The 26,198-nt window shown below is 68.3% G+C and carries 16 protein-coding genes and 1 pseudogene; 8 read left to right on the forward strand and 9 right to left on the reverse strand.

Annotated features, from left to right (window positions below; all coding sequences use genetic code 11):
- Positions 1–117 precede the first annotated feature (117 nt).
- Positions 118–609: a glutathione peroxidase gene (locus IF02_RS0109635; protein ID WP_030155321.1), complete on the forward strand. Its 492-nt coding sequence runs from the start codon at positions 118–120 to the stop codon at positions 607–609.
- A gap of 102 nt (positions 610–711) precedes the next feature.
- Here IF02_RS0109635 and IF02_RS0109640 read toward each other — a convergent pair whose 3' ends face one another.
- Complete coding sequence (locus IF02_RS0109640) at positions 712–2,394, reverse strand: AMP-binding protein (protein WP_030155323.1); 1,683 nt, start codon at positions 2,392–2,394, stop codon at positions 712–714.
- A 45-nt stretch (positions 2,395–2,439) separates the two neighbouring features.
- Entirely contained in the window at positions 2,440–3,537 is a 1,098-nt protein-coding gene (locus IF02_RS0109645; RefSeq protein WP_030155325.1) for a winged helix DNA-binding domain-containing protein, read from the reverse strand.
- Positions 3,538–3,712: 175 nt separating this feature from the next.
- Between IF02_RS0109645 and IF02_RS0109650 the strand changes: the two genes are divergently transcribed.
- Positions 3,713–4,885, forward strand: a complete 1,173-nt coding sequence (locus IF02_RS0109650; protein ID WP_030155327.1) for a magnesium and cobalt transport protein CorA — start codon at positions 3,713–3,715, stop codon at positions 4,883–4,885.
- Between the two features lie 62 nt (positions 4,886–4,947).
- Positions 4,948–5,355, forward strand: a complete 408-nt coding sequence (locus IF02_RS0109655; protein ID WP_030155328.1) for a hypothetical protein — start codon at positions 4,948–4,950, stop codon at positions 5,353–5,355.
- A gap of 36 nt (positions 5,356–5,391) precedes the next feature.
- On the opposite strand, the gene IF02_RS0109660 is transcribed toward IF02_RS0109655, so the two are convergent.
- From IF02_RS0109660 to IF02_RS35425, 4 genes are all read right to left on the reverse strand, one after another.
- Positions 5,392–6,069 (reverse strand): Lsr2 dimerization domain-containing protein, encoded by a 678-nt coding sequence (locus IF02_RS0109660; protein ID WP_051696060.1) that lies wholly within the window; start codon positions 6,067–6,069, stop codon positions 5,392–5,394.
- Entirely contained in the window at positions 6,066–8,465 is a 2,400-nt protein-coding gene (locus tag IF02_RS33575) for an RHS repeat-associated core domain-containing protein (protein ID WP_078621982.1), read from the reverse strand. Before IF02_RS33575 ends, IF02_RS0109660 begins: the two co-directional genes overlap by 4 nt.
- A 47-nt stretch (positions 8,466–8,512) precedes the next feature.
- On the reverse strand, positions 8,513–10,828 hold the full coding sequence (locus IF02_RS33580; protein ID WP_106977252.1) for a DUF6531 domain-containing protein: 2,316 nt from the start codon (positions 10,826–10,828) through the stop codon (positions 8,513–8,515).
- A 253-nt stretch (positions 10,829–11,081) separates the two neighbouring features.
- On the reverse strand, positions 11,082–11,309 hold the full coding sequence (locus IF02_RS35425) for an HAD hydrolase-like protein (protein WP_324603761.1): 228 nt from the start codon (positions 11,307–11,309) through the stop codon (positions 11,082–11,084).
- Between IF02_RS35425 and IF02_RS35430 the strand changes: the two genes are divergently transcribed.
- From IF02_RS35430 to IF02_RS0109670, 3 genes and pseudogenes are all read left to right on the forward strand, one after another.
- Positions 11,283–11,825: a hypothetical protein gene (locus tag IF02_RS35430; protein ID WP_234318149.1), complete on the forward strand. Its 543-nt coding sequence runs from the start codon at positions 11,283–11,285 to the stop codon at positions 11,823–11,825. The genes IF02_RS35425 and IF02_RS35430 overlap by 27 nt on opposite strands.
- Positions 11,826–11,950: 125 nt before the next feature.
- Positions 11,951–12,049, forward strand: a pseudogene (locus IF02_RS36195) (CorA family divalent cation transporter); the annotation flags it as partial.
- 1,160 nt (positions 12,050–13,209) lie between these two features.
- Entirely contained in the window at positions 13,210–17,070 is a 3,861-nt protein-coding gene (locus IF02_RS0109670) for a hypothetical protein (protein WP_051696062.1), read from the forward strand.
- Between the two features lie 574 nt (positions 17,071–17,644).
- On the opposite strand, the gene IF02_RS0109675 is transcribed toward IF02_RS0109670, so the two are convergent.
- Both IF02_RS0109675 and IF02_RS0109680 read right to left on the reverse strand, forming a co-directional pair.
- The gene (locus tag IF02_RS0109675; protein WP_030155333.1) at positions 17,645–18,790 is read right to left on the reverse strand and encodes a serine hydrolase domain-containing protein; all 1,146 of its coding nucleotides are present in this window, start codon (positions 18,788–18,790) and stop codon (positions 17,645–17,647) included.
- A 114-nt stretch (positions 18,791–18,904) separates the two neighbouring features.
- A complete protein-coding gene (locus tag IF02_RS0109680) occupies positions 18,905–20,008 on the reverse strand; it encodes a serine hydrolase domain-containing protein (RefSeq protein ID WP_037835892.1) in 1,104 nt (367 codons plus the stop codon).
- A 213-nt stretch (positions 20,009–20,221) separates the two neighbouring features.
- On the opposite strand from IF02_RS0109680, the gene IF02_RS0109685 reads away from it, so the two are divergent.
- Positions 20,222–21,472 (forward strand): sensor histidine kinase, encoded by a 1,251-nt coding sequence (locus IF02_RS0109685; RefSeq protein ID WP_030155338.1) that lies wholly within the window; start codon positions 20,222–20,224, stop codon positions 21,470–21,472.
- On the forward strand, positions 21,469–22,176 hold the full coding sequence (locus tag IF02_RS0109690) for a response regulator transcription factor (protein WP_030155340.1): 708 nt from the start codon (positions 21,469–21,471) through the stop codon (positions 22,174–22,176). The genes IF02_RS0109685 and IF02_RS0109690 overlap by 4 nt, the downstream gene beginning before the upstream one ends.
- 72 nt (positions 22,177–22,248) lie before the next feature.
- On the opposite strand, the gene IF02_RS0109695 is transcribed toward IF02_RS0109690, so the two are convergent.
- On the reverse strand, positions 22,249–25,773 hold the full coding sequence (locus tag IF02_RS0109695) for an NACHT domain-containing protein (protein ID WP_030155341.1): 3,525 nt from the start codon (positions 25,771–25,773) through the stop codon (positions 22,249–22,251).
- Between the last annotated feature and the right edge of the window lie 425 nt (positions 25,774–26,198).

Here is a 26,198-nt window from a genome sequence, read left to right on the forward strand (position 1 = left end):
GGGGCCCGGCCGGACCGGACGGCCCGGACGGCCCGGGGCGATCAGGCCGTGGGGACAGGACGTAGGCTCGGAGCACATGGCGGAACACGTATCCGTATCTGTGCCGAGGAGAGTCCGATGAGCCTGTACGACATCCCGCTGACCACCCTGTCCGACGAGCCCACCAGCCTGGCGGCCCACAAGGGCAAGGCGATCCTGCTGGTGAACACCGCCTCGCAGTGCGGTCTCACCCCGCAGTACTCGGGACTGGCGCGGCTCCAGTTCACGTACGAGGAGAAGGGCTTCACCGTCATCGGCGTGCCCTGCAACCAGTTCGGCGGCCAGGAGCCCGGCACCGCCGACGACATCGCGACCTTCTGCGCGGCCGGCTTCGGCGTGACGTTCCCGATGCTGGAGAAGACCGAGGTCAACGGCGAGAACCGGCACCCGCTGTACACGGAGCTGGTGAAGACCGCGTACGCCGACGGCGAGGCGGGCGACGACATCCAGTGGAACTTCGAGAAGTTCCTGATCTCCCCCGCCGGTGAGGTCGTGACGCGCTTCCGGCCGAGCGTCGAGCCCGAGGCCCCCGAGGTCATCGCCGCGATCGAGGCGCAGCTGCCGGCCTAGGGTTGTCCGTACGGGCGGGTCGGGTCGGGTCGGGTCGGCCGTACGGCCGGGCCGCCGGCCCTACGGTCGGCGGCCCGCCCCGGCGGTATCCGTACGAGCCGCTCAGCCGAGCTCGGCCTCGTCGTACTCGGCGCCCGACCCGGCCGCCGTGAGCTCCCGCAGCTCCACGCGGCGGATCTTGCCGGACACGGTCTTCGGGAGCTCCGCGAACTCGATGCGGCGGATCCGCTTGTACGGGGAGAGCACGGCGCGGGAGTGCGCGAACAGCGCCCGGGCCGTCTCCGGCCCGGGCTCCCAGCCGGCGGCGAGCGCGATGTACGCCTTCGGCACGGCGAGGCGCAGCGGGTCGGGGGCCGGGACCACGGCGGCCTCGGCGACGGCCTCGTGTTCGAGCAGCGCGCTCTCCAGCTCGAACGGGCTGATCTTGTAGTCGGAGGCCTTGAAGACGTCGTCCGAGCGCCCGACGTAGGTGAGGTACCCGGCGTCGTCGCGCGAGGCGATGTCGCCGGTGCGGTAGAGCCCGTCCGCCATGGCCTCGGCGGTGCGCTCGGCGTCGTCCCGGTAGCCGGTCATCACCCCGGCGGGCCGGGGGCGCAGGTCCACGCAGAGCTCGCCCTCGTCCGGGGACTCCTTGCCGGTGACGGGGTCGAGCAGCACGATCTCGTACCCGGGCGCCGGACGCCCCATCGAGCCGGGCTTGACCGGGACCCCGGGGAAATTGCCGACCTGGAGGGTGGTCTCGGTCTGGCCGAAGCCGTCGCGGATGGTGACGCCCCAGGCCTCGCGGACCTTCTCGATGACCTCGGGGTTGAGCGGCTCGCCCGCGGCGACGGCCTCGCGGGGAGGGGTGCGGAGCTTGGTGAGGTCGGACTGGATCAGCATCCGCCACACGGTGGGCGGGGCGCAGAAGGTGGTCACGCCGTGCCGGTCCATCTCCGCCATCAGGCGCTCGGCGTCGAAGCGGGTGTAGTTGTGGACGAAGACGGTGGCGCCGGCGTTCCACGGGGCGAAGAGGTTGGACCAGGCGTGCTTGGCCCAGCCGGGCGAGGCGATGTTGAGGTGCACGTCGCCGGGGCGCAGCCCGAGCCAGTACATGGTGGAGAGGTGGCCGATGGGGTACGAGGCGTGCGTGTGCTCGACGAGCTTGGGGCGGGCGGTGGTGCCGGAGGTGAAGTACAGCATCAGCGGGTCGGTGGCCAGGGTCTCGCCGTCCGGGCTGAAGTGCGCGTCGGCCGCGTACATGTCCTCCAGCCGCCGCCAACCGGTGGGTACGTCGGCTCCGGCGGCGATCCGGGTGTAGGTGCCGGGGACCTCGTCGAACTTGCCGGTGTCTTCGGCGCGCACGATGACGTGCCGTACGTTGCCCCGCTCGATGCGGTCGCGCAGGTCCGCCGCGCCGAGGAGGGGGGTGGCGGGGATGACGACGGCGCGCAGCTTCATCGCGCCGAGCATGACCTCCCACAGTTCGCGCTGGTTGCCAAGCATGACCAGGACCCGGTCGCCGGCCGCGACGCCCTGGTCGCGCAGCCAGTTGGCGGTGGAGGACGACCGTACGGACAGCTCCCCGAAGGAGACGGACCGGCTGGTGCCGTCCTCCTCGACGATGCGCAGGGCGTCGGCGGCGTTGCCGGTGGCGATGTGGTCGAACCAGTCCAGGGCCCAGTTGAAGCGCTCGGGGCGGGGCCAGGTGAATCCGGCGTGGGCGGCTTCGTAGTCCCCGCGGCGTTCGAGCAGGTAGTCGCGTGCGGCCAGGAACTCGGCGGTGGCGCCGGTGTTGTGCGTCATGGAAGGCATCGTGCCGTGCCGCCGGTGCGCCCCACCAGAGCGGCGTCAGCCGTGGATTGACCCGAAGCGTACGTGCCCGGGGCCGCCGGTCGCGGCCATCTCGGCGATGACGCGCTCCCCTTCGGCGACGATGTGCTCCTTGTCCGCCTTCGAGACCTTGCCGAAGAGCTCGACGGTGAGCGATGCCTCCTCCCAGTGCCACAGCCCGGCGACGAAGCCGTCCACGAGGAGGGTGCGGTGGGCCTGGTTCCCCGTCCAAGTACGCCCCTTGAGCTCGGGGGCGATCACGCGGGTCCGGTCGGCGTGGGAGAGCAGCAGGTTGTCGAACTCCGGGAGGAAGCGGGGCGGGGCCGGGGTGCCGGGGTCGGGTCGGGGCGCGTCGGGCAGGTCGAACAGCTCGACGCCGTTCTCGTCGCGGAAGACGGCGAGCCGGGGGCGCAGCCGTTCGAAGGCGTCCCGCAGCCGGGTGAGTCCGGCCCAGGTCTGCATGTCCTTGACGGAGGCGGGCCCGAAGGCGCCGAGGTAGCGCAGGACGACGTCGTCGACGGCATGCGCCGCCGGCGCTTCGCCCGGGGAGCGTCCGGTCCACTGCTGCAGGGTGGTGAGCCGTACCTGGCCGCTGCGCCCCCAGACCCCGCGCGGCGTGACCTGGACGAGCGGCAGCCGGCAGCGTGCGGCGACGGACAGGGACTGCGGATCGGCGTCCGGCCAGTGCCTGAGCAGTTCCTCGCGGATCTCGCCCATCGTGCGGGGCCCGGCCTCGACGAAGGCCCGGGCGAGCTCGCCGAGCCGTTCCAGGTCCACCCCGACGAGCCCTTTGCGGAAGGCGTTGACCTCCCGGTCGCGGGCGGCCTGGACCAGCGGGCGCAGGGTCAGGGCGTCGTGCGCGGTGTGGGTGTGGATGGTGGACCGCATGGTGACCATCCGGACCACCTTCCGGGACTCCATCAGCTCGGCGAGCGCGGCGGGCCGGAATCCGGCGAGCCGGGCGTGCAGCTGGAAGTACGGCGGCTTCACGTTCTGCGCCTGGAGTCCGAGCAGGTGCGCGACGGCGTCCTCGGCGGACAGCGGGGCGCGGCTCAGGAGCAGCTGGCGCGCGAGCGTGGCACGGTTCAGTGAGCGGGTGTCGAGTACGGAGCCCATACCGGCAAGCTACCCGTACTTGCGGACGATGACTGTCCGCAATGAGAGGGGTCAGAGCGATCCGGAACACCCCGGAACAACCCAGAACGACCCAGAACGACCCAGGACGATCAATACCCTTCCGATATCCTTCCTCTCGCCGAAGGAAAGACGCCGACTGGGGAGCTGACCTGCGATGCCGGAGCGCCCGGACCACCGCCACCGCCGCCCCCCGCCGTCCGGGAAGCGTGCCGGATGGCGCCGCCCCACACCCCCGCCGGCCACGCCCCCCGCCGACCCGCCGGCCGGTCCGAAGACCGCACCGGCGCCGGCGACTCCCCCGGACCACCGCAGCGTGATCGACTCCGCCGTCTACCGCGACGGCCGGCGCATCGCCTCCCCCGCGACCCTCGCGGAGACCTTCCGCCGACTGCGCGACGAGCCCGACGGCATGGCCTGGATCGGCCTGCACCGCCCCACCGAGCCGGAGCTCCACTCCCTCGCCGCCGAGTTCAACCTCCACGAGCTCGCCGTCGAGGACGCCCTGGAGGCCCACCAGCGCCCCAAGCTGGAGCGCTACGGCGACACCCTCTTCGTCGTCCTGCGCGCGGCGCGCTACCTCGACGCCCCGGAGGAGGTCGAGTTCGGCGAACTGCACGTCTTCGTCGGCCCGGACTTCCTGATCACGGTCCGCCACGGCGCCGCCCCCGACCTCTCCGCGGTCCGCCGCCGCATGGAGCAGACCCCGGAGCTCCTGTCCCTCGGCCCCGAGGCCGCCCTGTACGCGATCCTCGACGCGGTGGTCGACGGCTACGCCCCGGTCGTCGCGGGCGTCCAGAACGACATGGACGAGATCGAGACGGAGGTCTTCCGCGGCGACCCGGAGGTCTCCCGCCGCATCTACGAACTCTCCCGCGAGATGGTCGAGTTCCAACGCGCCACCCGCCCCCTGGTCGGCATGCTCCACGCCCTGATGGCGGGCTTCGCGAAGTACGGCACGGACGAGGAACTCCAGCGCTACCTCCGCGACGTGGCCGACCACGTCACCCACACCAGCGAACGCGTGGACGGCTTCCGCCAGGCCCTGACCGAAATCCTGACGGTCAACGCCACCCTGGTTTCCCAACAACAGAACGCCGAAATGCGAGCCCTGGCCGAAGCCGGCTTCGAACAGAACGAGGAGATCAAAAAAATCTCCAGCTGGGCCGCCATCCTCTTCGCCCCCACCCTGGTCGGCACCATCTACGGCATGAACTTCGAGACCATGCCGGAGCTGAAGTGGGCGGCGGGCTACCCCTTCGCAATCCTCCTGATGGCGGTCGTCTGCGTCAGCCTGTACGTCATCTTCAAGAAGCGCGACTGGCTGTAGACGGCTCAACCCAACTTTTCACCCCCTTCCAGCTGCGCATCGTGGAAAAGGTCGCCCTGGAGATGTCCAGCGCCCAGGTTTCCGCCGAACTGGCGCTCTCCAAGGCAACCGTCGACGTCCAGATCTCCGACAGGAACGCGAAGACCGGAGTAACGACCCGAACCACGCTCGTCCACACCACGTACGTCACCGGCCAGCCGCCCCGCCCCGAACTGATCACACCGGCGCTGGTTGCGGACGAAGTCGAACGGGAGATCCTCTGGAGGCCGGCCCTGAGCGCCGAGCTGGCGAAGACCGGCCGCCGGTGCCACTACTCCGCCAACGCCGTGGGCAAGAGGCTGCGGGCCCTGAGGAAGCAGTGGAACGCCTCGAACAATCCCCACCTCGTCACGCTGGCCTGGCAGTACGGCGTGCTTGACGACTCCCGTGGCCCGGCCGGCTTTGCCGCACGCTCCCCTACCCGTCGGTGATCCTCAGTTGCGGTTGGACGCCCATATACGACCCGATCAGACCGGGTTGGCGCGCTCCCAGGCATCCAGGACATCAGCGGGGATACGGCCGTGGGGGCGTACTTGGTAGCCGTTCGCGCGTGCCCATTCTCGGATGCTGTCGGTACTGACCGCGGGTCTGGCCGGAGGCTCGGAGTAGTCGCTGGCGGGCGCCGTGGAGGGGGCGAAGGTGATGGGAGGGTCGAGGAGGTCCTTCGGGAACTGCGGGACGGATGTTTCTCCGCTCAGGACCGATGCGAGAAAGGCGGTGAGGGTGCCGTCGTAGGTGTACCAGAGGGGACCTCGCGCTTCGTTGACAGCGATGCGCCAGCTGTCGGGGGCGTCTTGGGGATCAGCGATCCAGAACAGATGCTCGCCATTGGAGGTGACCCCGACAGCGAACAGGTGCTGAGGGTCGTAAGGGACGGGGTGGGTGCCCTGGTCGTAGTCACGCTGGAGATGCCCGCGGATTCGTGAGGGCATGGGTCCGGTGAGGTTGACCCAGGGGGTGTTCGCCCGTGGGTGGTAGATGTTGATGTAGTCGCTGTAGAGCCCTGGCCCGTAGATAGCCGCGAGCTGTTTGTAGTCCTCGGGGAGGCGCACGCCGAGCTCTGCTTCCACGGTGCTCCAGTCGATCGGGAGCTGCGGTGCGGCCGGCGGCGGGCAGAGTCGGGTCAAAACAGTGAGGTCGGTCATTCGATTCCTTGCCTGCGGCGGATCACCTGGGCGGCGTGGTCGGGATTGAGCCGACTCGTTCCCATGTGGAAGCCATCCTTGCCGTTGGCCTCCAGCTGGATCCACTTCGGTACGGAGTCTGCTCTGTTGTCGGGGTAGTCAAGGTAGACGCTGTACTGGACAGTCTGCCCGGGGACGTTGTTGGCCGAGTCCCCGAGGACCGCGTTGTAGACCCTCTGTTCGTCATCCCGCATGTCGGGGGAGTTGGTGGGGTCCTGGGTGATCGTGAAGAGATTGTCCAGAATGTCGCCGGAGCCTCCCAGCATCCGCGCGAGCATGTGGCCGCGGCCCTGATTGTGGTCGGTGCCGTGGACGAAGCCGGGCGGCCGAAGAGAGTTCCGCGCGTGGGTACCCTCGTCGAGCATGTCCCGCGTGACCGTGGCGTGCATTTCGTAGACGCGACCGTGTTCGTCACGGACGAAGACGACTCGCCCGCCCCACGTCGGATCTGCCTCGCAGCCGGCCAGACCCAGGGGGTCCCACAGAGTGAAAGGGTTGGGGACGTAGCCGTAGTGGTTGGGTGACGGTGCGAGACCAAGCGGGTCGGGGCTGATGTACCGGCCTGTGGTCGGATCGTAGAACCGGTTGAAGTTGTAGTGGAGCCCTGTTTCCGGGTCGAAGATCTGGCCGGGATAGCGAAGAGGTGTGTAGGCACTGGCGTCACGGTTCCACTGGGTGGCGCCCCACACGGTACTGCGCGCACGCCAGGCGATCGAACCGTCGAGGGTGACCAGGGCGGCGGGGGTGCCCGACAGGTCAGCGACGATCGCGAAGAACCGGCGGTCGATTTCCTGCTGGTCACTGTCCTTCTTGATCTCCCGCTGAGCCAGAGGGAACAGGCCGGTGTAGTCCCACACCATGGTGGTGAAGCCGTCGTCCAGCTCCGCGATCTGCGCGCCGTCCCAGGCATAGGTGCACCTCTCGGCGACAGTGCCGTCGTTCGTGAGGCGTTCCTTGGCGATCCGTCGGCCCATCGCGTCGTACGCGTAGCGCCAGATGGCTCCTTCCGGCGAAGTGACGTGAGTGAGCCGGTCCTCAGCGTTCCAGGTGAACGTTGTGGTGAGGACCTTGCCGCTCAGGGTGGTGGTCCTGCGCTCGGCAAGCCGACCCTGGCCGTCGTACGTGTATCGGGTGCGTCCGGAGCGGGTGAGGCGGGTGCCGGTGTAGGCGCGGCTGCCCGTGTCGTCCTGGCCGGGTGTCCCGCTGGGGAGCCGGGCGTGCGTCTGGTCTCCGGCGGTGCTGTACGCGTACTGCTCACTCCATCCCCGGGCCTGGACCGCTGTGATGCGTGACGCGGAATCGAGGGTGTAGCCGCGGTGACCGAGGAGGCTGTCGTCGATGACGATCGGGGAACCGTCGGCCTGGTAGGTGAAAGTGCGTTCCAGAAGTTCGGCGCCCAGCGCGCTCAGGGACTGGTGGCTGATACGCCCTACCGCGTCCCATTCCTGGTGCAGGGTGAGGGACCCGTCGACGGTACGGGTCTTCTCACGCCCCATCGGATCGCGGTCGAACTGAAAGACGTGCTCACCCGTGGTGTACGAGGCCAGGCCGCTCTCGTCGAACGCGAGCCGGCTCACGGCGCCGGAGGGCGTGCGACGGTAGGTACGCCTTCCCTCGGCGTCGTACTCGAAGGCCATGGTCCGTCCGTTGACGGTTTCGGCCAGCAGTCGCCCGGCGGCGTCGTGCTCCCACACGATGTCCGCCTGGGCGTTGGACGCCCGGCATGCATGGCCCTGCGGGCCGAAGGAGAAGACGGAGGCGGCGCCGTCGTCGTGGAGCAGGCGTACCACCCGGCCGAGCGCGTCACGCTCGAAGCTGAGGCTCTGGCCGACCGCGTTGGTTCGCCGGATCAGGCGGCCGACGGCATCATGCTCGTACGTCAGTGTGCGGCCGTCGAAGTCCGTCTCCGCGACGAGGCGCCCGGCTGCGTCGTAGGTGTATGTCCAGTGCTGGCCCGTCGGATTGGTGACCTGCGTCAGCCGCAGCTCGGTGTCGCGGACGTACTGGTGGCTACTTCCGTCCCCGCCGGTGGTTCCGGTGGTGCGGTCGAAGTGGGTGACCGTGTAGCTACGCGTGCGACCCATCCGGTCGGTGTGTGCGAGCAGGTTCCCTTCGCCGTCCCACTGCCACTCCTCCCTGCTGCCGTCGGGCAGCACACGCCAGGACAGGTGCCCTTCGGTGGTCCATGCCTGAGTGAGGGTTCCGCCAAGGGCGTCGGTCACACTCACGATGCGTCCGAAGGCGTCCCGGGCGCAGAAGGCTGTCGATCCGTCCGGAGCCGTTATCTCCACGGGCAGTCCGGCACGATCGTTGACGACCTGAGTAACCAGGCCAGTCGGCGACGTGTACCGGGCCATCGCACCAACGGCGTTGAAAGAGCGTTCCGTGCAGGCGCCGGTGGGCCCTACAGCGCTGACGCTGCCATCCTCGCCGTACGCGTACTGGTACCGGATGCCGCCCCGCTCGACCACCTCTGTGGGGCGGCGTGCCGAGTCGTAGGCAGGGTGGTGCGCACCGAGTCCGGGGCGGTCATGGAGACGATGTCGCCGGCCTCGTTGCGCTCCAGTCGGGTGGCATGCCCGAGAGCGTCGGTGACGGCTACCATCCGGTCGAATGCGTCGAACTCGTAGTGCGTGGTGTGGCCGAGCGGGTCGGTCTCCGCGACGACCTGGAGACGGTCGTTGATGTAGAACACCGTCGTGCTGCCGGTGGAATCGGTGTACCGGGTGATGCGGTGGCCCGTCTCGGGGTGCACCTCGCCATAGGCGAACGTCGAGGACATGAAGCCCTGCGGCCCGACGGTCCGGACGACCCGGCCCTCCCCGTCGTACTCATACCGGAACGTGGAACTGTTGCGGTCGGTCCAGGAGGTGATCCGGTCCCCCTTGTCGTACGTGAGACGCAGAGGCAAACCGGAGTCGTTGAAGACGGCATCGAGGTTGCCCCGTTCGTCGAAACCGTACTGGCGTACCTCGACGGGCCCCTCAGGCGTCCTCAGACGCAAGGAGCACACTCGGTGGTCCTCTGTGGTCACCTCGGCCGTGTAGCCGCCGCTGTGCGAGACCGTCGTGGGTGCCCCGTCGGGACCGCGGGAGATGGTGATCGTGTTGCCATGACCGTCTTCAACCTCCGTCAGCCAGTAGGCGATGGACGCATGGTAAGGACTGCCGGTGAACGACTTCCGTAGACCAGTGTGGGAGTCGGTAACTGTGTAGGTCGTCTCACCGTCGGCCTCCCCGTCGTGGGTGAGAGGCAGCCGTTCACCCTCCAGGGGGAGGACCAAATCGCCGCCGGGCCGCGGAAGGCGGGGATAGACGAGCAGGGAGCCGTCCTCGCGGGCCCAGATGGCGCCGGCTCCGACCGGATCGGTTTCTATGCGTTCGTCAAGGGTGGAGGCCCAGCTCCGTCCGAACCACTGGCCGAAGCGGTAGTCGGACAGATGGGTACGGCGCAGGACCAGCGGCAGAGCACCGGGGAGCGCCAGATCGGTGTGCGGCAGGGTCATCTCGCCAGTAGCGACATCGACCGGGTCGTTCTTGCACGTCTTCTTGGTCAGGGAGACCGCGTTGCGCCGGGGGTCGTCCTTCGCGTCGCGCAGCGAGTTCGGCTTGGTTCGGGAGGAGTCCTCAGATTTTTGGTAATCGACGGGGCGGCCATTGCCGGGACTCCTGTCGCCTCCGCCGGAACCATTCTTTTTCAGCCGGTTGAAACTGTCGTGGATGGCGTCATCGTTCTTCTTGTGGTCGGTGGATATCTGTTTGACGGCCTTGGGGAGGGTCGTGCCGACGTGGTCGCCCATCGCCTTGGTCGCCTTGACGAGGGCTGTCATGGCCTTGTCGGCGACGGGATCGATCGCCTGGGCTATCGAGTCGCGGCCGCGAGTGCGGCCGTGGTGGGATTTGGCCTTCGTCAAGTGTGTTGTCGTCTTGCCGTGAATGTTGCTGCTGACGCTGTTGAGGTGGGTGCCAGCGCGGGCGTGCTCGGTGTGCTCAATGTGGAGGTCGACCAGACCAGTGCCCTTGCTGTCGGCAGCGGAACTCCCTGCCGAGGCGAGGTGGAGGGCTTCCTGGCTGGACTGGACGCCGTCGTTGAACCCGTTCTTGCCCGCCTGCTTGGCCTGACCGAGGTCGACGCCGTCCTGGAAGCCGAGGGCCATCGAGCCGAGCTGGACAACGAGGTCGGCGGCCATGCCCTCCAGGGCGGCGACGGCCGGCTCGGTCATCGCGGAGACGATGTAGCCGACGGCTTCCTCGACGCACTCCTTGATGAGGCGCTTGACGACCTCCTGGGTCGCGCGCATCGCGGCCGCGCCGAAGAGGGCGGACAGACCCGCGGTGACGGGGATCAGGGAAAGCGCAATGCCGGCCTCGGCGGCGAGGTAGCCGAGCTGGACCAGAGCCGCGTACTTCATGGCCTCGACCGCGTCGGCTGCCATGTCCATCGCGCCGGCGATGGTGCGGGCCGCGTCCGCGATGTCCCTGAAGTGCTTGCCCTTGACCGTGTTCCAGTGCCGGTTCAGAGCCTCGATCGACTCGCCCTTGCTGGCCGAGAGCAAGCGCTCGACGTGGTTGTTGGCGAGCTGCCCGTCGTCCAGCAGGTCTTCGGCGAAGTCACGGAGCGAGTCGGCCATCGCCCGGTAGGCGTCCTCGTCCACATTCGGCCAGGCCACACCGATCAAGTCCAGCAGCGTGTCCGCCCAGTCAGGCACCGTAACAGCCACGCGATGTCATCCCCCATCAGAACCGGTCACACAATCGAACAGTCGTACCACGCAACCGATCTGATTGGTAATCCGCACCCGCGAATCCGGTCACCACCGGGAACGGAACTCAGCTGCGCCCAATCGGCAAGTGACTCCTCTGGTCAGAGGTCCACGCGGCATCCAACGTCGATCCGTAGTGCGTGAGAACGTGCACTGGGCGGGGCGTGGCCATGAAGCCTGCGTCGCCGCGCCCAGTACCCACCCATCTGGGTCACCTGCAGGTTTGAGGAGGCCGAGAAGTCGACCTCCTCCAGGGTGACCTGCTGAGGTCGGAACTGGCTTGCGTCAGTGCAGCAGCCGTTGCTTTTCCCGATGCGACGCCAAAGGCAGAGGCACCGCCTTCGATGCCCGTTCTGAGGTCCTTGAGGGAGTCGCCGATGATCACGGTGTTCGAGCGGGTGACGACCGTGGCGTGTTTGGCCTCGGCCCGCTTCTGCACGACAGCAACGAGCGCCGGCTGGTGGTGGTCGTCGGAGGCAAGTCCACCGATCTCTTTGTCGAGCAGGCCGTCCAGTTCGAGGCCGCCGGCTTGAGTAGGGTGTTCGGCTTGAGGTTGCCGGTCGCGGCGGTTGGAATGACGACGGGATGGTCGTGCACCGCACGGAGGCAGCGGTGGCTCCGGGCATCAGGACGCCCTGCTCTCGGTGAGGCCGACGTCCGCGAGAAACTGCCTGAGCGCTGGTACGAGCGCATGGTCACCCCGAACCGTGCCTTTATGCTGCTCGGCCCCTTCTCCCCCGAACGATCCGTGGTCGCGGGGGGATCCAGGAGGGTTGTTTTCAATGTGAACGAGCAGCCGCACCCAGCCGCGAACAGCGCCATGCAAACAGCGGCCACCTGTTCCTGCTCGCTGCCACCACGCCGCGTAGCCTGTCATGGCACACGGATCACGGTCACGACCAGCGGCGATCCTCCTTCAGAGCAGCCTTCGCTGGGGAGAATCTGGGGAGAATGAAGCCCTGTTGGGGAGCGGCTAGGGAGGATCGGCCGCATCAACAGGCAGCATGGTGAAAGGGTCGGAAAGGCGGATCGTTGCAGGTCGGGCTGCCTGCACAGTCGATTTCCGCAGGTCAGCGGTGTGAGGGTGAGGACTTCAAGAAGATCTCCTCGTGGGCGGCCATCTTGTTTGCACCCACGTTGGTGGGAACGATCTACGGCATGAACTTCGAGACACACCCACTGCCGATTTCGAAGCAGCGACGGTTTACAGAGTCGCCGCTTCGAAGTCCCGAGAGGACATCCCTCCACCGCACGCACGACGTACTACATCGAAGTCCACGTTGAGAGTTCTCGCGGCAAGAGTCGACAGATGACATCCTGGCACAGCGTACAGATTGCTGCACTGACGCCGCCGGTCCGCAACCGGCTTCACACCAGGCGACTACTCCGACCGGGATGGCCGCAACAGCTTCGATCCGGATTCACAAGCGGTCATCCACGTTCCACGTCGGCCGCCGAGTCGTCAGACAACCCACACCACGACAGGGCCATTCAGCAAGACCCTTTTACAGCTTCTTGATGCATGTTCGTTCCCGAGATGCAGGACAGCCCCTTCGCGCCGCATGTGGGCCATCGGCAAGGAACTTCAGAGGTGCGGTGGCTGCCTCAGCCATGGCGAAGAGGGCTTGATCGAAACGGAATTGACGGCACTCGCCGGTTCGGGGGCAACGGTGTCCGTTCAGCAGACGGCGACTGACTCATGGACGCAAGCACGTGACCGCATCGTCACGTTTCTCGCGCGGGGTCGTCGAGGACGTTGCGGCAGTGTGGCGAACGCAGCTGAGGCGCATCCTGCAAACCGATCTCTCTGCTGCCACACAACTGCAAGCCGCACTGAATGATTTGACACCCACCCCGGACGAACGACTGGTTACAAATGTCCAGAACTCGATCACCGGTGGTGTCCAGCTAGGCCCAGTGATTCAAGCGGGCACGCTCAACATCGGGTCCGCTTCGCCTCAATCCTGATCCACCGTCGGACCGTCAGAGGCTCTCATCTGTCGTGCCGGGACCACCGCTCAGAGAACGAGAGAGAGACAGCACCATGGCAAAGTGGATCCCGTCGCGAACGCCGTAATGTGCGCATGCGACCGATGGTGTCCTTCAGCTCATGTGTCGCTCGTCGAGCAGTTTCACGCCGTCCGGCTGCCTGGGCATCGATCCCGGGTCACGTCTTCCCACGAGATCCGAACGGAACGGGCGCGGACTGGGGTTGCCTTGTGCGGCCATGGTTACCCGCTGCCGGAACCCCGACCGGCCACGGGGTGATCTCGGACGCACCCCGAGTGCGACGTACTGGTCTCCTAGGATGTTCCTGTGCGGTGAACGGGAGGGTGCGGGTGAATCGACACAGTGTCACGAACACCATCAGCGGGGGAACCTACGAGGGGACGGTCATCCAGGCCGCCTCGGTGACAGTGCAGGCCCCCACTGAGCTCGACTCGCCGAGAGATCCGTGGGTCCGGGCTGTGCTGGAATCGGGCATCTGGGCGCACACAGCCCCGCGCGAGGTCGATGCCCACTTGCAGCACGCAGCACGGCTGGCAGGGCGACTGGCCGCCATCCGGGACGACGCCGAGCAGCGGATCGCCGGAGACATCTGGGCCGACCCCGGCTTCGCCTCACGGTTCGCGGACCGGGTGGAGTGGCTGCTCGGGGAGCCTGACAGCGCGCTCGACTTGTACCCGGCCGAGGCCGGGATGCTCGTTCTGTGGCCCTACATCTACCAGACTCACCAACTGCTACTCCTGACCTCTCGCCTGGAGGTCGACCCGTCCGACTTGCGACCTCGGCCGAAAGCAGCGGGATGGCGTGCCGACTACCAGTCCTTCCTGGTCGGCCACGACCTGCTGGTGAACCGGGCCGAACTGCGTCCCGAAGCCGCGCCGGTGATTGGTTGGTGGCTATACCGCCGTTGGCTCGCGCGAGAGGAGAGTGGGAAGGAACGGCTCGTCGGCCTGGCGGCCGAGCTGGCCGTGGAGAGCGGCCCGCTGACCGAGGCACTGAGCACACGGCGGCTGGCAAGGATCCTCGCCGGCCTGCGGCTCGGATCCGACATTTGCAATTCTGGGCATCTCGGCCAACTGGAGGCGGACGAACTACTTCCCGGGCCGGGTCGGCAGCGGATCCGGGAGCGCCGGGCAAGTCTGCTGCTATCCGTCGCGTACGGCGCGGCGATCGAACTCGCGGTACTGCCGGAGACCGTGGTCGAGCACACAGGTGTTCCGAATGCCGTACAGCTGGACGGAGTTCGGCGGACCCTGGCCGGGATGGCGTGGGGCGGATCACCGGACCTGCCTGTACTCAAGGCCGTCTGTGAGCATGAGGCCGTGGTGGAAGCACTGCGCGAGCACACCGAGCGGCTCGATGGGTTGCTTCTCGCAGTAGCGCGCACCGTACCCGACCGGATCACCCAACCCATGCCGCCGCTGCCCACTCGCATCTCCCCGGAAGGCGTGGTCCCGGCAGAGGGGACATTCATCAGCGGGGCGCGGTTCCGGTTGGACGACCGCCGGGTGCGCGGCCTGCTCACCGGCACCCAGCTCTACAAGGACCGCGGCCTGGCTATGCGGGAGCTCTATCAGAACGCCCTCGACGCATGCCGTTACCGGCGCGCCAGGACACAGTTCCTGGAACGGTCCGGACGCCCCTTCCATCCGTACAAGGGCCAGATCAACTTCGTCCAGGGTGTAGACGAGGACGGCCGCGAGTACCTGGAGTGCGTGGACGACGGGATCGGCATGGGCGAGGCGGAGCTACGCGGGGTGTTCTCATCCGCGGGTGCCCGTTTCGCCGATCAGCCCGACTTCCTGCTGGAGCAGACCGAGTGGCAGCGGGTGGAGCCTCCGGTGCGGCTCCACCCCAACAGCCGGTTCGGGATCGGGGTCCTCTCCTACTTCATGCTCGCGGACGAGATCCGGGTGACGTCCTGCCGGATGGGCCTGGACGGTGTGCCCGGCCCTCTGGTAGAGGCGCACATCCTAGGGCCCAACCACCTGTTCCGGATCGTCGAGAAGTCGGAACGGAGCGTAGCGCCCGGCACTCAGGTGCGGCTCTACCTTCGGGAGTGGCGGCGTTCTTGGTCGAGCGTGGACACCCTGGCCGAAGTGCTGAAGATCGCCGAGTTCCGTACGACCGTCGAACACGGAGCGCGCCGAAAAGTATGGGACCCGGCCGTCTTCCAGCCCTCGTCCGCCCGTCACAGCAGTGATCTGGTGGAATGGCAGGACAGTCCCCCAGGCGTGCAGGTGATCTGGTGTAACCAGGGAGGCATGCTGCTGGTGGATGGTCTCCGGATCGAGCCACGGCAGCAGGTCGGGGTACTGTCGGGTCTCCGGGGCGTCGTGGTGAACCTGAGCGGGGACCACGCCCCGCAGCAGCTCAGCACCGACCGTCTCACAGTCCTGACCGATATATCGTCCCGCGTCGAGGATCTACTGAAAGCGGCGGCGCCCGCCCTGGTGACGAGCGGAGCGAAATTCCTCACGCTGGAGTGGATGCAAGAGGTCGCCGGACAGAGCCCACGAACCGCGGACCTGGTGGCGGAGGCGGCGCTCGAAGCGGGGAGTCAGTTCGGGTTCGGTGTCCGCGGCCGGCAGACGGTTCCTGCGGCGGTCGGGTGCTTCCCTCTCGACCGGATGCTGCTCAACAATCTCCTGACATCGGATCGCCGCTCAGAACGGCAAACCAACTCGTCGTTTCTCACAATCCCAGACCACATTCTGCTCTGGCGAGTACTCGCTCACAGCGACACCGATCTGGCACGTGAGCTGGCAGAGCTCGTACCTGAGCTGGACGAACCGCGAAAGGTGGCCACGGCACTGCCGTCGGATCTGGAGTTGCTCACCGGGAGAAATCGAAATGTGTTCGGGTTGACCAGGCCGTCCGATGCGTTCGACGTCGCTCGGAGGCTCGGCTGTCACCCTGCTGGCCCGGCGAAGCGCAGACGGCTGTTCGGGGTCGCCGACCTGATTGTCCCCGACTCCGACGACTCGGGCGAATGGGATACTTCGGATATGACCTGGCTCAATACGCCGTTCGAACGCCGCCGCTCGTACGCGAATATCGGCGACCTTCTGAAGATCGGTGCGAAGCTCGGTGTGACCACGGCTCAGGCCGCACGCCGGCTGCGGTCCTATGGCATCTCGATCGTGCCTGAACAGCTACGGGAGGACACACCTGATGAGGTGGACCTCCAACTGCTCCACAGAAATGGCGAGATCGCCGAACACAACGGAATTTGGCACCACGGGCCCGTACCACCCGGTCACGTGGCCCAGGCTGCTCTGCGTACGGGACTGAGCCCGGGAGAGGTGCAGCATCGACTCGAGCGATACGGCTTGCAAATAGAGCCGTTCACCTTCCCGGAGCAGGTGGACCAGGCATACGTCAACTGGCTCAGCCGTGACCACGAGGGGCAGTGGCCGTGGGTCAGCGCCATCGGGCCACTGCCACCCTGGCAACTGGTCGCCGCTCAAAGTTGGTTGGGAATCTCCGCAGACGATGTCCGGGCCGAGTACGCCCGTGTCGGGTTCACGCTTCCGCCCCGGGCGGCCTGCCCGGAATCACCCGCCGACTTTGATCTACTCGCCGGCGCATGGGAGGTTGACTGGTCGCCCTTCCGGACGGACCATGCGCCGAGCTTCCACCAGCTCATGGAAGTGGCCCAGAACCTGGGGCTCAGTCTGCGCGCGCTGACCAGCCAACTGGCCGCCTATCGGGTGAAGACGGGCATGCGCCTGCCGCAGCGCGCGACCCAACTCGACCACGATTTGTTCCGCTATGACGATCTGTTCCGAAACGACACGGATGACATGGACGAGCGATACGGCCCCTGGTGGTTTTGGCTCAGCCCGGACGACGAGATCCCGTTCTTCCTCCTGGTTCTGGCGGCACGAGACCTGGGCCGACGCCCACGAGACCTGGCATCCCGGCTGCGCTCCTACGGCCTGCGGGTATCCCACGACGATCTCCCACAGGACCTCACCCATCGCGACGCACTACGTCTGTTGACGGTCGACGAGAGGCCCATGCCGAAACCGATGAATCCAACGATGCCCCTCGCCCAACTCGCCCGAATCGCTCGCCGCGTCGAACTGCCGGTCGCGGAGACCGCCCGGCACCTTCGCGACCTCGGCGTCAACGTCGGGGATCTGCCCGACACAGTGCGTGCAGCCTTGGCCAGGGTGCCGTCTGGGTAACCCCAACGACTGCGGAGTGGGGTAGTTCAGTCCCGACGCGCATTTCCACGCCGAGTCGACAAGACGCAGGTACACGTCCATTCAGATGATGCTCGGCGACGGACAGCGCCCGCAGTTCAATTGTCGCCACCCCCGAACCCTTCCTCGCCACCAGAGGTACAGAGGCCACGGTGATCGCCGGCAGCAGCACGGCAACGGCGTACCACACGCAGCGGTTCCTGGCTCGGGCGATCTTGCTGGTCTCCCTCAGCGCACGGAGTGGCCGGTACTGGGGTTCTAAGCCGCCTTGTCGGAGCCCAGCCGCCCATTCGGCGCGCGTCTTGGCACGCACTACATCCTCGCAGTACGCGGGGAAGCGCTGCCGCTCCCTGCCTCTCGCCCCACGGCGGTCGGTGATTCCCTCCTCGCCCACAGCGGGAAGGTGCGCCTCGACGCCGTCGCAGGTGCACTCCGGACACGCACGAGAACCGCTTCCCACGAGCCGCGCATCATCGAGGCGAAGATGAACCAGGCCGACGGGCCCGGCGTCATGTCGGGCCCGTCGGTCGTTTTCACGGAATGCCCTCGGCGGGGTTCAGCGGCACAGGGCGGTGTCCACTGCGCGTTCGAGGTTCCTGCGGCCCGCCTCGTCGGTCAGCTGCATGGTGACCGCGATACTGGCGGCTCGGCCGTCATCGGTGGCGCCGCCCCGGGTCTCGTACCCCGGGAAGCTGCCGCCGTGGCCCCAGGAGAGGCCGCCGCACGGCAGCGGCCTGCTGACCAGTCCGAGTCCGTAGCGGGAGCCGGGGCCGAAGGTCGCTTCGGCGGGGACGGTGGTCCGCATCTGGGTGAGTTGGGCCGCCGGGAGGAGGCGGCCCGCGAGGAGCGCGGTGAAGAAGCGGTTGACGTCGGAGTTGGTGGAGACCATCTGGCCTGCCGCCCAGCCCCAGGAGGGGTCGATCTCCGTGATGTCGCGCAGCGGCGCGTCCGCCGATTCCCGGTAGTAGCCGTGGGGGTGGGGCTCCCGGATGCTCGCGTCACCAGGGGCGGGGAAATACGTGTGGCGCAGCCCGATGGGCTTGATGATGCGCTGGTCGATCTGTTCGGCCAGGGGCCGGCCGGTGACCTTCTGGACGATCAGGCCGGCGAGCACGTAGTTGGTGTTGCTGTACTTCCAACTCTTCCCGGGGGCGAAGTCGGCCGGGTGCCGGAGGGCTGTGTCGAGCAGTTCGCGGGGGGTGTAGTACCTGACGTCGTCCCCGAGGTAGTTGCTGTAGTTGGGGAGTCCGCTGGTCTGCTGGAGGAGCTGGCGGACGGTGATGCGCTGTCCGTCGATCCCCTCCCCGCGGACGAGCCCGGGCAGGTAGGTGTCCACGGTGGCGTCCAGATCCATCCTCCGCTCGGCGACGAGCTGGAGGACGACGACCGCGACGAAGGTCTTGGTGTTGCTGCCGATCCGCACCTGCCCGTCGACGGGCACCGGTGCGCCGGTGGCCAGGTTGCCGAGCCCCGCGGTGTAGGTCCGGGTGCGGCCGTCGCGGTCCTTGATGCTTGCCAGCGCGGCGGGCATCCCGTCGTCGCGCACCAGCGCGTTCAGGCTCTGCTGGACGGTGTCCGGCCTGGGGGAGGCGGAGGCGGCGGGCGGGGCGAGGACGCCCAGTGTCATGACGCCGATGGCCACCCCGGCTGCGGCGCGCAGGGCACGACGCCGTATGTCGCCCTGGCGGGTCTGTTCACGCATGAGTCAACTCCTGAGGAATCATTGGATTGTTGCTCTGGTTGCCGACTGCGGGCTTGCCGGGTGCCGGCTTGCCGACTGCCGGCTTGCCGACTGCCGGCTTGCCGGGTGCCCGGCTCATCCGCACAGGGCCTTGTCCACGGCGTCCTTCACGTGCTCCGCGGCCGAATCGTCCGTTGGGATGGTCGTGACCGTGACGTTGGCTGCGCGACCGTCGTCGGTGACACCGCCCCGGGTCTCGTACCCCGCGATGTCGCCGCCGTGGCCCCAGTAGACGCCTCCGCACGACAGCGGCCTGCTCGTGAGCCCCAGCCCGTAGCGGAGGCCGGAGGTACCGGCGGGGACCGTCGTGCGCATCTGGGCGAGCTGGGCCGCCGGGAGGAGGCGGCCGGCGAGGAGTTCGGTGAAGAAGCGGTTGAGGTCGGAGTTGGTGGAGATCAACTGGCCTGCCGCCCAGGCCCAGGAGGGGTCCATCTCCGTGAAGTCGCGCAGCGGTCCGTCCGCCGGGTTGCGGTGGTAGCCCTGGGGGTGCGGCTCTCGGATGGTCATCTCTCCGGGGGCGGGGAAGTAGGTGTGGCGCAGCCCGATGCGCTTGATGATGCGCCGGTCCATCTCCTCGGCCAGGGGGCGGCCGGTGACCTTCTGCACGATCAGGCCGGCCAGGACGTAGTTGGTGTTGCTGTATCCCCACGTTTTCCCCGGCTCCGCGTCGGCCTTGTGCCGGAGGGCGATGTCGAGCAGCTCGCGGGGTTCGACGTACCGGTTCCTCATCTCGTCGTCGTCGATGTGGACGCCGTAGTCGGGGAGTCCGCTGGTGTGCTGGAGGAGCTGTCGGACGGTGATGTGGCGCCCGTCGATTCCCTCGCCGCGGACGAGACCGGGCAGGTAGGTGTCGACGGTGGCGTCGAGGCCGATCTTCCCTTCGCCGACCAGCTGCAGGACCACGACCGCCGTGAACGTCTTGGTGTTGCTGCCGATCCGCACCTGGCCGTCCCTGGGCACCTTCGAGCCGGTGGTCAGATCTCCGACTCCTGCGGTGTAGGTGCGGGTGCGGCCGTCACGGTCCTGGACGCTCGCCAGCGCGGCGGGCATCCCGTCGTCGCGCACCAGCCCGTTCAGGGCTCGCTGGACGGCGTCCGCGCCGGCGGCGGCGGAGACGGAGGGCGGCGCGAGGGCGCCCAGTGTCATGACGCCGATGGCCACCGCGACCGCGGCCGACACGGCCCGTCGCCGCCTCCCGCCGTGATGCTGCCGGGTCGGGGAAGGAAGGCCCTGCCGGGTCTGAGCTCGCATGAGTCAACTCCTGGGGAATCGTTGGGGTCTGGGCACGATCCTGGTTTCCAGGGCCCTGTGACCGCATCGCGGGAAGGCGGGAGAAACCGCTCCCCCGATCGGGGGAGGCTGCCGGTGGGCTGCCCGGCGATACTGGCGATCATGATCAGGGGAATTCGGCCGCTGTTGCGCGGCTCCACGTATTCAGGTGTGCTGTTCGCCTATTGCGGCGCGCTGGCCAGCCTTCCGCTGCTGCCTTTCGCCCTGTTGCCGGCGCTGTCGTGGCGATCCGCTCCCGAAAGCGTGCAGCTCGTCCTGGTCCTGCTCGTCTGGGCGGTCCTGGTCGGCGTGGCCGGACTGGCGCGCCCCGTACGGCGGGCGCTGGTCGTGTCCGCACGCCGGCTGCTGCGGGTGCCGCTGCCGGATCCGGTGGCCGGTCGCCAGGCCCCGGGTTCCCCCGGCCTCGACCGCTGGCGGACCCCGCTCTGGCTGGTGCTGCACGTGGCCGTCGGGTGGGCGGGGGCGCTGGCGAGCGGGGTGCTGTTCGTCATGGGCCTCGTCCTGCCGGGGAACTGGCTCGGAGGCGAGGCGCGGGCGAGTCTGTTCGGCACGTCGGTCCGGGTATCGGGCGGGTGGAGCAGCTGGGCGGTGGCGGCCGTGTGCATCCTGCTGGCGGCGGCCGTCTGCGTACTGGTGACGAAGACCCTGCGGTGGTCGGCGCCACGGCTGTTGGGACCGTCGGCAGCCGAACGGCTCGCACTGGCTGCCGAGCGGGAACTGCTGCTGGCCGAACGCAACCGGATCGCCCACGAGTTGCACGATTCGATCGGGCACACGCTGACGGCGGCCACCATCCAGGCGGCGGTGGCGGGCGAGATGCTCTCCGCCGACCCGGCGGCGGCGCGGGCCGCCATGCGCAGCATCGAGGAGTCGACGCGGGCCGCGCTGGAGGACCTGGACTACGTGCTCGGAGTGCTGCGCGAGGAACAGTCGGGGACGGCCCCGACCCGGACCCTGGCCGACCTCCCCGAGCTGCTGGACCGCCTGCGGCACGCGGGGGCGGTGGTGGAAGCGGAGCTGTCGGGCGCTCTGGCGCAGGTGCAGGGGACGCTCTCCCGGGCGGCGTACCGGATACTCCAGGAGGCGCTGACGAACGCGCTGCGCCACGGGGCCGGCGGCCCGATCGAGGTCCGCGTGGCGGCCGGGCCGGACGGACTGGACCTCACGGTGGTCAACCGGACCGGGGCACGGACGGGGCCGGGTACGGGCCCGGGAGCCTTCCCCACCTCCGGCCACGGTCTGCCCGGACTGGCCGAGCGCATCCGGCTGCTGCACGGCGAGTTCCAGGCCGGCCCGGACGGGACGCAGCACTGGCGGCTGTCCTGCCGGCTGCCGGCACGGGCGTCGGCGTGAGCGGATCCGACGCGGGCGAGAGCACGGCCCTGCCCGCCGTCACCAGCCCCTGCGTCACCCTCCTGATCGCGGACGACGACGAGGTCACCCGCAGCGGCCTGCGCATGCTGCTCGCCGCGCAGCCGGGGATCACGGTGGTCGGAGAAGCCGCCGACGGCGTCGAGGCGCTCGAACGGGCGCGGAGCCTGCGGCCGGACGTGGTCCTGATGGACGTCCGGATGCCGCGCCTCAACGGGATCGAGGCCACCCGCCAGCTGCTGGCCGAAACGGCCGATCCGCCGAAGGTGGTGGTGATCACCACCTTCGAGAACGACGGCTACGTCACCGCCGCCCTCAGCGCGGGCGCCAGCGGCTTCGTCCTCAAGCGCCTCCCGGTCCGCCGGATCGCCGAGGCGGTCCGGGTGGTGGCGGCGGGCGAAGCGGTCCTCTTCCCGGCCGCACTGGGCCGCATGGTCGCCCCCCGCCCGCTGGGCTCCGCCGAGGCCCTGCCGCGGGCCGCCCTGACCGGCCGGGAGGAGGAGGTGCTGCGCCTGATGGCCACTGGGCTCTCCAATCCGGAGATCGCGGAATCCCTCACGGTGAGCCTGGAGACGGTCAAGACCCACGTCGGCAACGTGCTGACCAAGCTCGCCGCGCAGAACCGGACCCACGCGGTGGTGATCGCGTACGAGTCCGGCCTGGTCGTCCCGGGCTTCGCCGGGTGACCGGCTTCCGCTCCTCTTCGCGCGGCCGTCCGGCAGCCGTGACTGGGGAGAACCGGGGCGCATACCCGCACCCTACGATGCACCACCGGTCGCCCGTCTCGGAGCAGCTGCACCGCGTTGCTCGGGCACGGACGCATCATCCGGAAGCGCCCCGGCGGCCTTGAGCCAGGCCAGCAGCTGCCGCAGGCGCAGCCGCCGCGGCGCACGGGTCTCCGGGTGCGCGATGAGCTTCTCGATATGGGCAGCGGCCTCGGCGTCCAGTCCTGCGGCCTGCATGTCGATGAGCAGGGAGAGCTCCGTGCCCAGGGGTGGGTCCGGGAATCCGAGGGCGTGCTTCCACAGGCGGAGGGCCGATTCCCGTTCCCCCAGTGCCGCGAACTCCGCAGCGAGGTCACGCATCTGATGCCATGTCACCCAGGGGTGGGTGAGTGCGGTGTCGATGACGTAGGGCACCGCGTCCCTGCCTTCCAGGGAGAGGAGTCCGTGGAGGCCGCGCAGTACGTCGTCCGAATCGCCTGCGGGCAAGGCCACCAGCCGGCGGGCCAGGATGCCGGTCGCCTCAAGGTCGTCCTCCTGATAAGGCAGAACCTGCAGCACGCCTTGGAGCCAATCACTGCTGTCGGCCAGGGCCGGGGTGCCGTCCCAGATCTCCAGCAGGCGGGTCGCCCCATGGGCGCCTTGGCCTTGGGCCTTGAGTAGAACCCGGGTCGCCTGCTCGTACTCGGCACGAGAGCAGAAGGGAGTGCGCAGCGCCAGCTCGGCCACTTCTCCCGCTTCGTCGAGTGCCCCACTGTCCAGGAGCGCTTCGGCGACGACCGGCCGGTCGGGCGGGGTGAGCGACCTGCCACGGGAGATGCGTTCCATCACCCGTCCGACGGCAGGCAGTCCTCCTGCTTCCAGCCAGATCTTGACGGCGCGCCCCGCCCCGAACGTCCCCCACCGGCCACCGGCCTGCGCCTCGTCCGCCCAGCCGAGGGCACCTTCCACCTCACCAAGCCCGACCAGCTCCTGTTGGAGGCGCGCCGGGACCCACAGGTAGTGCCCCGCGTCGGCCCCACTGCGTTCGAAGGCCGTCCGGATCTCGGAGCGCGCGTCCTGCCCCTGTGCTTTGGCCCACAGGGACACCGCCCAGTCCGTTGCGTGGAGGCTGGTGGCATCCGATCGGAGCAGCGTCAGAGCTATCCGAGCGGCGGCCTGGATGTCGCCGGATTTCTCCAGAGCCTTGCCCACGGCTGTGGGGCTGTACTGGTCGGTGGGCGGCCAGGACATCACGATCTCGGTCAGTTCCTGCGCCGCCTCGGGCATCGCGGTGAGCCAGGCCTCGGCGGCCCGTTGTATGGAGTGCGAACCCGCGGACGCGTCCTCCAGCACTTTGCGCGCGACCCGCACGGCGTCCTCGGGCATCTCCATGTGTGCGAGTGCCTGCGCGGCGTGCGAGAGTCTCCGGCTGTTCCGGCCGGGTTCCGTTGCCAACTCCCAGGCTCGTCTGCGGACCAGTTCCCGAGCCCGGTCGCCGAGCGCGACGGCCACGCGCGCGGCCTTGCCGAGCCAGAGCGACACCCCGCTCAGCACCTCCCCGAGCAGTTCCTCCGTCAGATCCGCTGGCCCGCACCGGCCGAACGCCTCCACGGCGAGGAGCCGTTTCCCGCCTCCGAGAAGCTCATTGCGCGCCATGCGCTCCAGCCTGTCCAGTACTCCGGGCTCCGCCCCGAGCGCACCCAGTGCCGCGAAAGCCTCTTCCTGATCCGACTCGTCACGGGCGCAGCAGCCGATGTTCTCCAACCGCTCGACCAGCAACCGACGGTTGTCCTCCCCGAAGGCGACTCCCTCGGCGAGGAGCAGGCCGGCCAACAGCGGCCGTTCATGGCCTCCCACCGCCCCGGTGCGCAACCGCTCGGCAATCCGATCGGCCTCGCACTCCTCCCGCTCCGCCCACAGGCAGAGGACGAACATGGCCAGGGTCCGCTTGTCCTCGTGGAAGGCACGCAGGATCCAGGACTCGAGGTCGGGGAAGTCGGGGCCGATGTCCTCCGCATACGACCGGGCGGCGAAGAACTCGGCGAATGAGTGGTGAAGGAAGCGGTAGTCGCGCTGCTCCTGGACGAGGACTCCGGTCCCTTGCAGGAAGTCACTGACGTCCGTCTGCCACCCTTCCAGAACGAGGTGGGCGCGGCCGTGTTCGCGAACCCAGGCCAGCGCCGCCTCGAGCAGCGACTCCTCACCCTCGAGCCGATGCTGCCCGAGCGCCCCGAGCAGCCGCCGTTTCTGCTCATCCAGCCAGAGGTGCAGGGCCAGTCGTTCCGGTTCGGGCGCGTAGCGACGACGCAGTTCTGCCCGGACTCCGGCACGCCGAGTGAGCAGGTGTCCGAAGAAGCGCTGGTAGAGGCTGAGACGACTGGTCGGGAGTGGAATCGTGGGGTCCACCGTGGCATTGACCGCGGCGATGGTGGCCAACAGCGGGTTGTGGGCCAGTTCCTGGAGCCGGCTGTCCTTCACCTCACCGAGGAATCGTTCAGCGGCTGCCCGCGCCGACGCCTTGTCCTCGTACTGTGCCGCGAACCACTTGTCGGCAAAGTCCTTCAGCTCTTTCGCGCCGAAGGGCTCCATGGTGTATTCGCCCATCGATGGCCCACGCAACGGAGCGAGCTCGCCATCGGGCAGCGGGCGACTGGTGATCACAAAACGGTAGTCACCGTCCGTGCGGGTGTGCAGCGCGATCATCCTGATGACCTCGGCGCGCGACTCCCGGTCGGCTACCTCGTCCAGGCCGTCCACCAGAACCATCCATCGTGCACCCTGCACGCGGCCGCGGAAGAGACTGGGATCTGGATCGGCGATCAGGCTGTGTCCCAGGCTGCGCGAAACGGCCCGGCTCAAGACCGCGCTCCACGAGCCCGTCTCACCCAGGAGGGTGTGTGCCGCGACCTTGACGGGGAGCAGAGGCTCGTCGACCGGCGCCTCGAGACTGGTGTCCTGCCGTAGCCAGACGCGGGAGAGAGACCAGGCGAGGTGGCTGGACAGGGTGGACTTGCCAGCTCCGGGCTCGCCGGTGATCAGGAGATGCCGGTGTCGGACCATCGCCTTCGGCACCGGCAGTTGGGTATCGGTGCCCTGAGTGCCGTCGTGCCGGGAAGTGCTCATGGGCGGGAGGGCATCAGGCCCCTCGCTCGACGACATTTCCTTACGGGTCGAACTGTCCCCCACTACGTGGGGTATTCGGATGCTCTGCCTCACGTACACGGCGGACAACGGAGGTTCGGCAACGCCCAGCATGTCGTAGGGCAGCCGTTCCACCGCCTTGGCCTGGGCTTCCAATAAGTTGCGCACCATGAGTGTCGGGAGCGGCAGTTCGGTCCACGAAGACAGGCTGGGCGCCTGTGCCTGCTTGGCCGCGTGTGCGGCGCGGTCCATGGCCTCCTTGGCTCGAGTCCAGATCGGCATGACGTCGGAGGAGTCACGCCCCAGGGCCACGGCGAAGGACCGGATGACCTCAGGCTTCACCATCCTCGTGGCGTTGCAGACGCCGTAGACGACGTTCTTGTGGGCGATCTCCGCCCGCACCACGGCGTTGAGGCTCTCATAGCCGACGTCCGTCACAGCCTCCCGGAACCATGCAGCCAGTTCTTCAAGTTCCGGATAGCGCTGCTGATCACCTTTCGGTGGACGGCCCCCGACCATCGCTCCCCCGTGTCGCCGACTGCCCTACCGTTTCGCAGGGTTTCTCAAGCCTAGAGGGAAAGTCCGAGCGGATCTCAGAGTTGTGGCACACCCCTTCACCGCCCAGCCTCGGCGAGGAGATTCCATGACTCAGTTCATAGCCGTCAATCCAGTTCTCGCTGCCCTTCTCATGGCCTTCGCAGCCGCCGTCGGCCTGCTCCGCGCCTGGATCGGCCACCACACCGCCGTCAGGACCGAGGAGGAGCACACACGGCGCACACAGATCGCCGTAGAGGGTTCAACACCGGCCCGCAGGGCGGCCGTAGTGCGTGCATGCGCGGACCTGGAGGCGGCCTCACGGGCCC

It is taken from the genome of Streptomyces sp. NRRL S-244 (genome assembly GCF_000717915.1).
Lineage (GTDB): Bacteria > Actinomycetota > Actinomycetes > Streptomycetales > Streptomycetaceae > Streptomyces.